Genomic DNA, 13769 nt, shown 5'->3' on the forward strand with positions numbered 1-13769 from the left:
ATCAAGAAATAAGGGCTTTTTAAAGTAAATTCTATAGAATTAATTACAGCTATGCAACAGTTGTACAATTGGGCCATGTAATGGGAAGAAACTTTTACAAAATATAGCGTTAAAACTGCAAAAATGCTATAATTATATGATGAATTAGTATCAGTGTTAGTAAAATGAGGTGAGATTGTGGCAGACCAACAATGGTCCCACGGGAATATTCATCCCGTTCAGATTGATAAAGAAATGAAGAATGCGTACATCGATTATGCAATGTCCGTAATCGTTATGCGTGCGCTTCCAGATGTGCGCGATGGCTTGAAACCAGTACATCGTCGTATTTTGTATGCGATGCACGAAACAGGCATGACGCCAAATAAACCGTACAAGAAATCCGCTCGTATCGTCGGTGACGTACTCGGTAAGTATCATCCACATGGTGATAGCTCCGTTTACGATGCGACGGTTCGTTTGGCGCAAGATTTCAATACGCGCTACCTCTTGGTAGACGGTCACGGTAACTTTGGCTCCATCGATGGCGATAGTGCCGCTGCGATGCGTTATACCGAAGTACGTATGGCGAAGATTACAACAGAAATGCTTGCCGATATCGACAAGGAAACTGTTGATTTCATGCCGAACTATGATGAAAGCTTGCAAGAACCAACTGTATTACCAGCGAAGATTCCAAATCTTCTCATCAATGGTTCCAGCGGTATCGCCGTAGGGATGGCGACAAATATTCCACCACATAACCTCAACGAGGTATGTAATGGCCTAGCGATGCTCATCGACAATCCGGATGTGACGGTAGATGAATTGATGACTGCTATTAAGGGTCCAGACTTCCCGACTGGTGCACTCATTTTGGGTCGAGAAGGCATCAAAAAAGCGTACTCCACAGGTCGTGGTAGCGTTAAAATGCGTGCTCGTGCAACCATCGAAGAGATGTCCAAAGGCAAGCATAAAATCGTAGTGACTGAGATTCCGTACCAAGTGAATAAGGCTCGTGTCATTGAAACCATTGCGAACTTGAGCCGTGATAAGGTTATTGATGGCATTACAGCACTTCGCGATGAATCTGACCGCCAAGGTATGCGCATCGTTATCGAATTGCGCGCTGATGTTCAACCAGACATCGTACTCAATAAATTATATAAACACACTCAACTTCAAGAAACATTCGGCGTGATTATGCTAGCCCTCGTGGACGGACATCCTCGCGTATTGAATTTGAAAGAAGTATTGGGTTATTACTTAGATCACCGTCTAGATGTAATCGTACGCCGCACTCAATTCGAGCTTAACAAAGCAGAAGCGCGTGCTCATATCTTGGAAGGCTTGTTGATTGCCCTCGACCACATCGATGAAGTAATCGCTACCATCCGCAGTTCCCAAACTGACGAAATTGCACGCAATGCATTAATGCAAAAATTCGGGCTTTCAGAGAAACAAGCGGTAGCCATCCTCGATATGCGTTTACGCCGTTTAACAGGCTTGGAACGCGAGAAAATCGAAGAGGAATACAAGGAATTATTGGCATTGATCGAAGATTTGAAAGCTATCTTGGCTAGCGAAGCGCGTCAACGTCAAATCATCAAAGACGAACTCGATGATATGAAGAAGAAATACGGCGACCCTCGTCGTTCTGAAATCACCATCGATACATCCGATCTTGATGTAGAAGACCTCATTGCTGACGAAGAGATGGTTATTACCTTGACTAAACAAGGTTACATCAAACGCATGAACGCGAATGTATATCGCAACCAACATAAAGGCGGCGCTGGCGTTATCGGTATGAAGACGAAGGAAGATGATTATGTAACGCAAATTATGCATGTGCGGACCCATAATACATTGTTATTCTTCACATCTACAGGTCGTGCATATCGCCTCAAGGCGTACGAAGTGCCGGAAGCAGGCTCCCGCAACTCTCGTGGTACCGCTATGGTTAACGTATTGCCACTTGCAGTAGGCGAATCCGTTACGACTATGATCGACCTTGAACGGGTCCATGAAGATGTAAATTTATTCATGGTCACTGAGTTCGGCGTTGTAAAACGTACAGCTATTGAAGAATACCGTAATATCCGTCGTTCTGGCCTCAATGCGATTAATCTCGACGAAGGCGATCGTTTGATTTCCGTTAATGTAACGACTGGCAACCAAGATATCTTGATTGGCACTAAGTTGGGTATCGCTATTCGCTTCAGCGAGCACGATGTGCGCCTCATGAAACGGGCGGCTCACGGCGTGCGCGGCATTAAATTGAATGCAGGCGACGTAGTTGTAGGCGCTGGTGTTCTTAATACTGATGAAAGTGAAGCACAAGTGTTTACTATCTCTGAAGAAGGTTTTGGTAAACGCAATGATGCGGAAGCTTACACATTGCAAAAACGCGGTGGTAAAGGCTCTAAGAACTTCAAGATTACGAACAAAACTGGCGATGTAGTAGCCGTAGAAGTTGTTCATAACGATGACGAAGTCATGCTTATTTCTGAGCAAGGCAAAATCATCCGCTTCAATATGAATGACATCGCTGTGAAGAAGGGCAAAGCTATTTCTGGTGTGAAAACACAAAACCTCGACGAAGGTGATAAGGTAGCTAGTATTGCTGTTATTCCAGGCGCTGAAATCGAAGAAGAAGTAGAATAATATAAAACACTATATGACTATTAAGTAACCATGGGCGACCATCTAAGATGGTCGCCTCTAGTGTTGAGGAGTTTAAAAATGAAAAAATGGTTAGCTGCTATGTTTGCAGCAGGGGTTTTCTTTGTAGGTGGCTTTGGTCAAGCTAGTGCTGCTGACTGGTACTATATCGATGCTGATGCTGACGATGCGGCATGGTTTATTGACAACTCTTCTGTATATAAAACAGATGATGCGGCTACAGTACTTGTTAAAATCAACAATGTTGAAGGCTTTACATATATCTACACAGTAAGGATCGATCGCAAAGAAAAAACATGGACAGAACTTGATACAACAGTATATAGCAATGCTGGTATAGCATTGCTATCCAGTAAAGAAGCACAAAAACCTACGAAAATTGAACCGGATACCATGGGGGCGGAAGTTATGCAGGCCCTATGGGGTAAATAATCCAACAATTTAATAGAAGCTGATATTCGCTCTGTCTATTTAGATACTCAGAACGTATAAGTAGCCCCGAACTATCCTGAAAGCCTCCATAGTGACCTAAGTCGGTTTCAGAATAGTTCGGGGCTTTCTATATTATTAGTACTCTTACAGGGCGAATATCAGCTTTCAAATCCGTTGGATTATTTAATCCCATAAGGGGCCTTGCTAGACTTCCTAGGGAGAAAAAGTGACCTAAGTCGTTTTCAGAGTAGTTCGAGGTTTTCTATATCATTAGTACTTTTACAGGGCGAATATCCATATTCAATCGTGTCAGATTCATTTTTTCATACAGAGAGAATATTCCAAGGTGAGTGTGTTTTTGTTTTAGGTAGGTATGTTATTGAATAGATATGACAAAGAGGCTGTAATTAAAACTTAGTTTTAATTACAGCCTCTGGATTAGATTGTATTAACTATTATGATGGGAAAATTTAAATACTTCTTTTAAACTTATAATAACCAGAATTAGTGTAATTCCCCATCCAATTCGAGTTGCTAATAATAAATCATTTGACCAGATATTTAAGCAAGTTGCACCAATAGCTGAACCGATTGAAATCGCAACATTTTGCAGCATTCGTTGCAAAGCTCCTGTACTTCCTTGGATTTCCATAGGACTGGCTTGCATAATACTGGCAATATTAGCAGGTTGAAAGTATCCTCCACCAATACCGTAGATGAATAATCCTAATGTTAAGAGTTGATAAGGCCAGTTAGGATTGATCAGTAAGAGAAAAATCAAGGATATGATAATAATACTTAGACCAATATGGCTAAATAGCTTATTTTTATTGCCGTTATTGATTTTACTGGATATTCTTGAAAAAAGCACCAGCCCTGTAGGAGCTCCTAGAACAAGAAATCCAGTTTGCCCCACTTCTAGATGATATGATTGTTCAAAAATGAAGGGAGGAAGTAAAAAGATCATTGCAGAGGCAAAGCCAAAAGTAACTGTTTGAAAAAGGTAAGAGATTACTTGAGGATTATTTTTTAATCCTTTGATATCGATAAGTGCGTGTTTGTTATTAAGTTCCACATAGTAAAATATAATTCCGAGCAACAAGCTAGATAGTATCAGGATTATACCAACTACAAATAGATGTGATTTGTTTAATAAAGATAATCCTAATAAGAGAGAAACTAACATGAGAGTGTTTATAGTAATTCCAAGCATATCTAATTGTCGGTTGTTGTTTTTTTCGGAGAGTTTATTGAGAAGGAAATTATTACATGCAATTCCGAGAATTACAAAAGGAATATTTATCAAAAAAATAAGTTGCCAGAAACTTAACGAAAGTATGATCCCGCCTAAAGAGGGCCCTAGAATAGGGCCTAAACCAATCATAATTCCGAGGATACCAATAGAGCTATTTTTACGTTTTTCAGAAACTAAAGTTGTAATTAGTGCGGCAGAAGTAGCTTGTAAAGCAGCCGCTCCTATGCCTTGAAAAATTCGTCCAATAATTAATAAACTGATATTGTTAATTAAGCCACAAAATAAAGAACTTAGACCAAAAAGCACGAATCCTAAATACGAAATTTTTAATTTTCCAAATTTATCGCTTAATACGCCTAAAGGTAGGATAGAGATAGCTAAAGCTAAAGTATAACCGGTTATTGTGAAGGCTGCAATATCAGTTGAAGTTTGAAATTGTTCTTTTAAAAAGGGTAATGCTATATTGATAATTCCTGTATCGAGAGTGGATAATAACATTCCCATACCTGCAACAATTGTTATGAGTAAATCTTGCAATTGTTTATTCATAAAGATTTCTCCTTTTCTTTAAAACTATTAAGTATAATATAATAAGTCTAAAGTCTATAATCAAACGATTCAAAAAATATCGAATCGTTTAGGAGGATGTTTATGTCTATTACAATTCGGTTTAGCGATTATGCTTTGGAAACAAATGAAACGTTAATACAAAGAATACAATTTGTGTATTCCCCTTTAAATGAACTTTTTAGAAGTTTACATGTGCTTTTAAATCCGCGCCATCATGGAACTAATATTGATTGGGTGATTGAGATACAAGATAAACTTACTGAAGAATTTTATGAGAATCTTCATTATTTCCAACTTTTTTATGAACTGGGGGTCTCTCCTATTTTACTTTGTAATTTTCGTTATCATATGACAACGATTGAAGAGGAAATACAAAATTTAAAGAAATTTCTGGTTAATTATCCGACTATTCAATTAATTGAGTATTTGGAGAGAATAATAGATGATAGAGAAAATGCCTTTATTCCAACATTAGCAAAAGGACTAGAGTGGAAAGATTTTTCTTTAAATGAAAATGATCAATTGCTTAAAGATTTGAAGCGAAATGCTACAAGTGTTTATAGGAGACTTTTTTCTTTTATTGATTGGTATAGAAAATCAATTTTTGATGATACTTGGAAAGAAAAATCAATTGAGCAAAAGCTTTTAATTGAAATACAAAAGCAATCTTCATTTTTGAGGGAAAAAGGTTTTATAGAGATGTTTAATCATTTACAAATTGATCGAATCCATTGGGAAAAAGGAGCTTTAGCTATTATTAAACCTTTTAATCAAGAGGTTTATTTAAAGGACAGTGACTCTATTATGTTGTTACCAAGTTATTTTATTTGGCCGCATCTGTTTGTTGAATCTTTTAATCAAGGAATTGCTATTACTTATGATATTGCGGAGCAACCAAGTTATTATAACTCCACACCGGAGGGATTAGTTACTATTTTTAAAGCCTTGAGCGATTCAGTGCGGTTGCAAATTATGAATTATGTTTTGGAAAAACCAAGTACGACACAGTCTTTAGCGCAAATTTTATTAATGACTGAATCAAGCGTATCGAGACACTTACAAATTTTAAAAGACGCAAAGTTATTGAAAGCAAGAAAAGTGAAGAAGTTTGTTCTATATGAACCGACAGAGTTAGTTACTCAACTTATGCCGAATTTCTATCGCTTCTTTCGAAATTAAGCGAAGATGAATTACCATGTTGTGGGTTGATAGAGATAGTTTTCATATAACATTTAGTTTTCCCTTATATACTAGTTTGTATATTTTTGTATTTTCTTTGAGAGGTATTAATATGAAAAAAACATTGGCAGCTGTTTTGGCAGCAGGCGCATTATTAATCGGCGGTATTGGTAGTGTTGATGCGGCTAATTGGTATACAGTAGGCACTGATAGCAATGGTGTTACTTGGTCTATCGACAACGATTCCGTTAAAAAAGATGATAAAAAAGCGGTAATGGACATTAAAGCTATGGACTATGAAGGTTACCACTATATTGTGACTGAAGAGTTCAATCATAAAAAACGGGAAGTTAAGGATCTTAAGGTGACTCTTTATAACCCACAAGGTTATGTTGTGAAAGAGGAACAAGTTAATAAAAATAGCCGTAAAGTTGAGCCAGGTACGCCTGCGTACGCTGTATTCCAACTTATTTGGGGCGGTAAATAATTGAATCCTACAGACGAGTACACTGTTGATTAATTTAGGCTTGTCTAGATTGAATGATTTTGTGAAAGCTTCACTTGCGCACGTTCTCCTATGGAGGGCGTGCGTTTTTTATGTACAATATAATTTTGTTTTAGTTCTTATAGTATTAACAATTAAGCCAATAGTTTTTATAGTGCTAATAAGTAAGTCACATATTAAGGCACGTTAGTTAATGCCCTTAAGATAGGTGAATTATTCATTTTTTCATGATAAAATGTGATTTATAGTACACTTTTTCAGAGGTTTTGTGCAAAAGTGTAACAATTCTACATAGTATAAACTTTCACCATAGCGTATACTATAGGTAAGATGCAGAAGTATGGCTTGGGCGCAGTGCTCCGTAGTTTAGCATATTTCGCCCCAATAGGTTTGGTAGTTATAGTTTGTTAGAGGAGGTCCTCATGTCTCAATACGAATTTATCGATAAACGCGTGCCGATTGCACTGGACAATCCATCCATTTATCACGACATTTCCAAGTGTAAAAACTGTACGTTATGCCGTCGCGCTTGTGCGGATGTAATGAGCGTACTTGATTACTACGACCTTGATGCAAACGGCGATGTGCCTGTATGTATCCATTGCGGTCAATGTGCGGCAGCATGCCCATTCGACTCCATGCATGCTAAATCTGAGCTTGAAAAGGTAAAAGCAGCCCTTGCTGATCCTGAGAAAATCGTCGTTATCCAAACAGCTCCAGCAGTTCGTGTATCCATCGGTGAAGGCTTTGGTTATGAACCAGGTACATTCTTGGAAGGCAAAATGGTTGGTGCCTTGCGTAAACTTGGTGCAGACTATGTAGTAGATACTAATTTTGGTGCGGACTTAACCATTATGGAGGAAGCATCCGAGCTTGTGGAACGCCTTAAAAATGGTGGTCAAATTCCTCAGTTTACAAGCTGCTGCCCAGCGTGGGTACGCTTTGCGGAAATCTACTTCCCTGAATTGATTCCTAATTTGTCTTCCACACGTTCTTGTATCGCTATGGAAGCGGCTATGATTAAAACGTACTTTGCAGAGAAAAAAGGTATCGATCCTCGTAAGATCGTATCCGTATCTGTAAACCCTTGTACGGCTAAAAAAGCAGAAACGAAACGGGAAGAAGAAAATGCGGCGGCTCGTTACCACAATGACGAATCCCTTGGCATGGATACAGATATTTCCATTACAACTCGTGAGTTTATTCGTTGGATTCAAGAGGAACATATCGACTTCAACACAGTGGAAGAATCTCAATTCGACGACTTAATCGGCATGGAAACTGGCGCATCCATCATCTTCGGTAACACAGGTGGTGTTATGGAAGCGGCGATGCGTACGGCTTACAAGCTCCTCACTGATAAAGAGCCACCTCCATATGCGTTGACTCACCTCGAGGACGTTCGCGGTATGGAAGGCGTAAAAGAGGCAACTGTTCAATTGGGTGATGACGTAACATTGTCCGTTGCCGTTGTTCACGGTGGTAAAAACACACGTGACTTCTTGAATGCATTGAAAGACAGCGGTAAACACTACGACTTCATCGAAGTTATGGCGTGCCCAGGTGGCTGTATCGGTGGTGGCGGTCAACCGCGCACTAAATTGCCGCAAGCTGTGAAAACTAAGGAAGCTCGTATCGGCGGTCTTTACGAAGCTGACGAAAACTACAAATGGGTTGCGTCCTATGAAAATGAAGAAATCCAAACCTTGTACAAAGATTTCTTAGGTGAACCATTGGGCCATAAGGCACACGAACTTTTACACACACACTACACAAACCGCAGTGCGGTTCTTGGTACTCGTAAAGACGTAACACCTGAAACATGTCCAACATCCCCTAAATTTAAAGGTTAATAATAGTCGATTACTCAAACAGCAGGCTGTTATAAAGTAATCAAATGCTTATACACTCATAGTAGCGTTAGCTATTTAGGGTACAACAATATAAAATAGAAAATCCTACGGGTCATGAGTGACTTGATACTCACGTAGCCTTTTGTTACAGTGCGGTCACTTTTTAAACGATTCGTAGGATTTTTTTATATAATTATTCAAAATTCACATATTTTTACTGTATAACTTTATTATAATAATTCAGTATAAAAAAAATTATTTTATTATGAGGAAAAGATGAATCATTTAGTGTATAATATAAAAATATACTGTACGGATCAAGAGGGGACTTATGGGTGTTGCATTGGGAGAGCAACATAGAAAGCCCATAATATTCATAATATTGCGTAAGCATTAAGGAGCTTTTAGGAGAGATGAACCAGTTTTTTCGGCGGGTCCTGAGTGGCCTTGCCTTACTAGTTGCTGTCGTTGGTACAACTGGATGCCAACATGAGAGTCAGGCAGAACAAGAAACGGTACGAACCGTATCGTACCGTGCCGTCCTGGAGTCCAACAAACCCGTGTCTGAAAAGGTGGACACTTGGATTGCGGCCATGTCTCAAGAGGATAAGGTGGGGCAGCTGATGATGATCAGCCTTCATGGTAGCACGATAGGACAATCCCAAAAGGATGTGATCCGAAAATACCGTGTCAGTGGCGTTATGCTAACGAATGAAAATCTTATTAATAAGAACCAAGTGAAAACTTTCACCAGCGATATTATGCAAACGGCGATAACCTCTAGCATGGTGACACCTTATATTGCGGTGCATCGTGATCGCATATTGCATGGGAATGAAAGTTTCTTGCGGTTGCCGAAGCCCAATCGATGGGGGCAATTGCCTATGGATCGTATCATTAATTTGGCCACGCGATCTGCTATTGAAATGCGGGATATGGGCTTTAACTTGGTTATTGGGCCTAATGCTAACCTTGGAGTACCAAATATGTCCTATACATCCGACCCCACGTGGGCGGGTCACATAAACCTTGCCATGGTGGAGCGTTACCAAATTAATCATATGTGGTCCGCTTATAACTACTTTCCGGCGGTGACCTTAGGGGATGCATCTTTTGGATCAGCTAATGAGGCGAAAGCGTATCTCAGCAATAATGATGTAGCCGTCTTTAAACGTCTCATTGCGCAGACGACGGCGAATAGCTATATGCTTGTGATGAGTCACATCCAGATTCCCGCTATCGATAACAAACACTTGGCGAGTTCCTCTAAGCCGATTATAGACGGTTGGCTTCGCAAGGAGCTCGGTTATAAGGGTATCGTTATGACGGACCGTATCGATGTGGGTGCGTTGCAATCCAACGAAAAGATAGGGGATTACGCTGTGGCCTCTATTTTGGCGGGCAGTGATCTCATTCTTGTTGATGCGGATACAATTCATATCGATGAAGTCCATCGTGCACTGACGCAAGCGGTGGCGGATGGAACGATTACGACCGAGCGCCTCAATGAATCGGTTAAGCGCATCTTATTGATGAAAATGCAAACGCAAATTGATCCATAAGATATTTAAGAATATTAGATTTTGTAATCAGAAATTTACGAATTAGATATTTACAAGTTAGAAATTTACCATTAATAGACTTAGTATAAGAAAATTCAGTAATAATTTAATATACTTAACATGCAAATGACGTGCTATACTTTTTGGTTAGCACGTCATTTTTAAAATATATGGATTAAACTATATAGATTAAAATCTATAGTTTAATATGTATAGCTTATCTTATAATGTATAACTTATATAACCATGCCTTATAGGATATGTGGATATCAAAGGTATATGAAAATAAAGTAATCATAAGACCTTTTATGATAGTAAGGCAACACGTATCGCATAAAAGCTCTGATTTGATGCGTAAAAAAATTAACATAATAAAAAGCTATGTTAACTATATGAAAAAAAGTTTAATAATGATTTAAAATTATGATATAATAATTTCCGTAAATAGTTGGAGGTGAGTATATGAATTTTGTGGGACGTGCTGAAATTATAGAGCGTATCCAGTCCCGAATTGCAATGGGCCAAATGAGTTTATGTGTTGTATATGGTCCTCATCGCAGTGGTAAATCCTATGTGGCTTCGCAACTTGTACGCCGTCATAAGGCGATATATTTGGCGGGGCGTATGGCTAATGAATCCGTCCATGTGGCTGATATAAATAGAGCTCTTGAGGCACGTTTTGTTCCTGCTAATGCTCAAGATACATTCGAGCCTGTAGAGAGTTTGCAGCAGGCTTTTGTGAGACTTTTTGAAAGCAGTGTGAAAACACCTCAGACTGTGGTGATTGACGATTATCCATCCTTGGTGGAAGCTGTTCCTCAGTTTCCCATTCACTTGCGCGATTTATTAGATACCTATAAAGATACGAGCCGTTTGAACATCATATTGATGGCTAATGGTCTGGAACAGCTCGATGGCCGCATCATTGGCGATCGCAGCCTCATTGGGCCTTTCGTGTCCGAATATCTTGAGGTGAAACCATTTTCCTTAGTTGATATGAAATCCTTGGGACTTCACTATGCAAAGGATGATTTGCGCACCGTCTTTGCCGTAACCGGTGGGTTACCTGCCTATGTGCAATACTTTGATAATGGTGAAAGCATCGATACGAATATTATTAACTTGTTCTTCTCAGTAACGGGAGCTCTCTTTGAAGAAACACAATATATTTTGCATCGAGATATGAAGAATATAACTGGCGCCAATGCCATTTTAACGGGCCTTGCTAGCTTGGAAAGACCGTACTACGTAGAGCTTTTACAAGAAAGCCAAATTAAAAGTGGCACCTTTACATCTCGTTTGAACGATCTCATGTCCATGGGGCTCGTGGGCCGTATTCAGGCAAGTAACCGTGGGAACGCAAAGTACGCGGATTACCATTTTACGAACAGTATGTTCCATTTCTGGTACCGCTATGTATATAAATATTGGGGCGATATCGTGCGCGGTTATGGCGCTGATGTATATTATAATCATGTAAAACCGCAGCTAAACGACTTTGTCCAAGCCGCGTGTATTGCGATTTAATCAGACAATCTCAGATTGAATACTACTACCTAAAGATTGAATACTATTACCCAATGATAGTATATTTCCTCTAAAAAATGACACCACATTATGTATGTGGTGTCATTTTTGGTAATTATCTATTTTCAGCAATTACCCTTTGAATCGCATAGGTACGGTGTACTATGGATAGAAATTAAGGTTCAAATATAACAGAATATAGGGTAATTCCGAGGAATTGCTGATTTGTCAAAACACTCTTTCCGCGGTATTGTGTACATAAGCGCTATGCCATGGCAGGAAAGGGGATTTATGTTATACACAAACGAAGAACCTTTAGTACAAAAAACATGTATTAAAACTGCAAACTTACAACATGACAACTATCAGTCAGAAACGTTAGAAACACAGGCATTACCATCTCATTCTTTACTATCGAAAGCTAATGAGTCTAGGGAAAGTATTCCAGAGGAATTGAAATTACAGACCCTCGTCTGTGGTCATCAAGTTTTATCGTCCTTGTCGGACAAGAGCCTCGTGTCCATCTGTCAAAAGCCGAATATGCGGATTCAGACGGTAGGGTATCAGCCGTGGTCCGTTGATGAGCTTCGTCATGATGCGGCACAAATCGAGCTTTGTCGCAGGTATCGACCGCTCATCTTGCACTATACGAATCGCATGGGAAACCGCGAGTTCCGCGAGGACGTAGAGAGCTATCTCTGGGCCATCCTTATAGAATCGATTTATAGCTTTGATTTGAATGGGGCCGTACCGTTCCCAGGCTTTGTGAAAGCTGGCATCATGTACGGTTACATGCGGTACTGGAAACGTGAGCGATTGCGTTATCGTCGTGAAATACACATCCCAGATCGCACCACCGATGATGGAGAAGTCGCCTTTGGCATGGATATCTTCGCATCTGGCGAGAATGTAGCGGATATGGTGATGAGTGCCGATGAAGAGCATAGGCTGCGAGCACGCCTCGCATGGGCCTTAGGCAGACTATCGCCTGATCAACGAGACCTACTGCGCCGTGTCTACGGTGAGTGCCAAAGCTTGGTATCGGTTAGTGAAGAATTGAACTGCAGCCGCCAAGCCATCCAACGGCGTCACGAACGAGCCATTCGGAAGCTGCGTAGGTATTTGAGTACAGACTTTACGGACGTGCGTGTACATTAGTTATTATAATTTAATTTCTTATTTATATCCTATATATTGCATATTTCTTTTAATCTCGATTAACGAATATACATAAAATATGCAATTCTCAATTTAAATGAGAAAATAATGACACATCAAGGTATATATAACTTTTACAAGATCATAAAGTCATTAAATATACGTAAATTTCTATAGTTTTGTATATATATTTACAAATTATACAGGCTGATATACAATTAAGTCAGCAGCAGATTAAAGCATGCTAATCTGCTTTCACAGAACACGTGTTCATTGTATTGTTGAAAGGAATGTTCCTGATTAGATTGGAGAGGATTCCATGGCAATAGATGATAAACTAACAGATTTGATGGCCGCTCGGCTATCTAAGGGAGAAGACTTGGATTTGATTTATACGAATCCAAAGAATCACATTGTTTGTTTTATTCCTACCTATCAACCTAGTGGTGGGGACAGTACGAAGTGTTATTTTGTGGATGGACGGGAAGAAATGGTTCATCTGCCAATGCGCACGATTACGCGCGAGTTAGCGATGCAGGAAGGGCTGAGACCTAATTACATCATGACTAGCGACGGTCGGCGTAGCAGCTATACCGCGCCTAAGACCTATGGTCCGCATCTAACCTTTGCTCATATTAAATGTCGCCGCCCTATCGGCAAGGACGTGGTGTACGGCCTCTTTAACGTGGCTATACCTTATGAATATATCGTTACGGAAGGTCCGGAACCCGATACGAGCTATATTCATGTGGCGGACTTTGCACCAATCTTGGTGTACCAATCCCCGCGTCATGTTAAACACAAACTGAACGAAGCGATGCTAGAACACTGCAACTACGTGAGAAAAATGCTAGCCCGCATCAAACTCAGCCAAAACCCTCAAGTCGTGGCCGAACTATTTATCGCCTGGAGAGACCTAACGAGATAACTCGTTGGACGGTGAAAGTAGAAGTAGGAGGGTGGAGAGAAATCTGGAAAAGGAGGATAGGCGTATAAGAAAATAAATAGAACTGCGGGAGCAGATGAACTATTGAAAATAAGTTAAATATTGCACCTCAATAGAG

Annotated in this window: 10 protein-coding genes; 9 read left to right on the forward strand and 1 reads right to left on the reverse strand. The window is 39.8% G+C overall.

The window, feature by feature from the left end:
• The first annotated feature begins 177 nt into the window (after nucleotides 1-177).
• Nucleotides 178-2646 carry a DNA gyrase subunit A gene (gene gyrA, locus HMPREF0874_RS04510; protein ID WP_039965176.1) on the forward strand — a complete coding sequence of 823 codons (2469 nt, stop codon included), beginning with the start codon at nucleotides 178-180 and terminating at the stop codon, nucleotides 2644-2646.
• Between the two features lie 78 nt (nucleotides 2647-2724).
• Entirely contained in the window at nucleotides 2725-3096 is a 372-nt protein-coding gene (locus HMPREF0874_RS04515) for a hypothetical protein (RefSeq protein ID WP_004694430.1), read from the forward strand.
• A gap of 448 nt (nucleotides 3097-3544) precedes the next feature.
• Here HMPREF0874_RS04515 and HMPREF0874_RS04520 read toward each other — a convergent pair whose 3' ends face one another.
• Entirely contained in the window at nucleotides 3545-4900 is a 1356-nt protein-coding gene (locus HMPREF0874_RS04520) for an MFS transporter (RefSeq protein WP_004698075.1), read from the reverse strand.
• A 102-nt stretch (nucleotides 4901-5002) separates the two neighbouring features.
• On the opposite strand from HMPREF0874_RS04520, the gene HMPREF0874_RS04525 reads away from it, so the two are divergent.
• From HMPREF0874_RS04525 to HMPREF0874_RS04555, 7 genes are all read left to right on the forward strand, one after another.
• Nucleotides 5003-6100, forward strand: coding sequence for a metalloregulator ArsR/SmtB family transcription factor (locus HMPREF0874_RS04525; RefSeq protein WP_004694435.1), 1098 nt, complete (start codon nucleotides 5003-5005; stop codon nucleotides 6098-6100).
• Nucleotides 6101-6212: 112 nt separating this feature from the next.
• On the forward strand, nucleotides 6213-6587 hold the full coding sequence (locus tag HMPREF0874_RS04530) for a hypothetical protein (RefSeq protein ID WP_004694437.1): 375 nt from the start codon (nucleotides 6213-6215) through the stop codon (nucleotides 6585-6587).
• 440 nt (nucleotides 6588-7027) lie between these two features.
• Entirely contained in the window at nucleotides 7028-8458 is a 1431-nt protein-coding gene (locus tag HMPREF0874_RS04535; RefSeq protein ID WP_039965177.1) for a [FeFe] hydrogenase, group A, read from the forward strand.
• 413 nt (nucleotides 8459-8871) lie between these two features.
• Nucleotides 8872-10020 carry a glycoside hydrolase family 3 N-terminal domain-containing protein gene (locus HMPREF0874_RS04540; protein WP_008601926.1) on the forward strand — a complete coding sequence of 383 codons (1149 nt, stop codon included), beginning with the start codon at nucleotides 8872-8874 and terminating at the stop codon, nucleotides 10018-10020.
• A gap of 462 nt (nucleotides 10021-10482) precedes the next feature.
• A complete protein-coding gene (locus HMPREF0874_RS04545; protein ID WP_008601927.1) occupies nucleotides 10483-11547 on the forward strand; it encodes an ATP-binding protein in 1065 nt (354 codons plus the stop codon).
• Nucleotides 11548-11838: 291 nt separating this feature from the next.
• Nucleotides 11839-12705, forward strand: a complete 867-nt coding sequence (locus tag HMPREF0874_RS04550; protein ID WP_039965178.1) for a sigma-70 family RNA polymerase sigma factor — start codon at nucleotides 11839-11841, stop codon at nucleotides 12703-12705.
• Between the two features lie 319 nt (nucleotides 12706-13024).
• Entirely contained in the window at nucleotides 13025-13633 is a 609-nt protein-coding gene (locus HMPREF0874_RS04555; RefSeq protein ID WP_004694448.1) for a hypothetical protein, read from the forward strand.
• Nucleotides 13634-13769 lie beyond the last annotated feature (136 nt).

It is taken from the genome of Veillonella sp. 6_1_27 (assembly GCF_000163735.1).
Taxonomy (GTDB): Bacteria; Bacillota; Negativicutes; order Veillonellales; family Veillonellaceae; genus Veillonella; species Veillonella parvula_A.

Coding starts and splice junctions, on each gene's coding strand:
- HMPREF0874_RS04515 (WP_004694430.1), top strand. CDS start 2,725: ATGAAAAAATGGTTAGCTGCTATGTTTGCAGCAGGGGTTTTCTTTGTA.
- HMPREF0874_RS04520 (WP_004698075.1), bottom strand. CDS start 4,900: ATGAATAAACAATTGCAAGATTTACTCATAACAATTGTTGCAGGTATG.
- HMPREF0874_RS04525 (WP_004694435.1), top strand. CDS start 5,003: ATGTCTATTACAATTCGGTTTAGCGATTATGCTTTGGAAACAAATGAA.
- HMPREF0874_RS04530 (WP_004694437.1), top strand. CDS start 6,213: ATGAAAAAAACATTGGCAGCTGTTTTGGCAGCAGGCGCATTATTAATC.
- HMPREF0874_RS04535 (WP_039965177.1), top strand. CDS start 7,028: ATGTCTCAATACGAATTTATCGATAAACGCGTGCCGATTGCACTGGAC.
- HMPREF0874_RS04540 (WP_008601926.1), top strand. CDS start 8,872: ATGAACCAGTTTTTTCGGCGGGTCCTGAGTGGCCTTGCCTTACTAGTT.
- HMPREF0874_RS04545 (WP_008601927.1), top strand. CDS start 10,483: ATGAATTTTGTGGGACGTGCTGAAATTATAGAGCGTATCCAGTCCCGA.
- HMPREF0874_RS04550 (WP_039965178.1), top strand. CDS start 11,839: ATGTTATACACAAACGAAGAACCTTTAGTACAAAAAACATGTATTAAA.
- HMPREF0874_RS04555 (WP_004694448.1), top strand. CDS start 13,025: ATGGCAATAGATGATAAACTAACAGATTTGATGGCCGCTCGGCTATCT.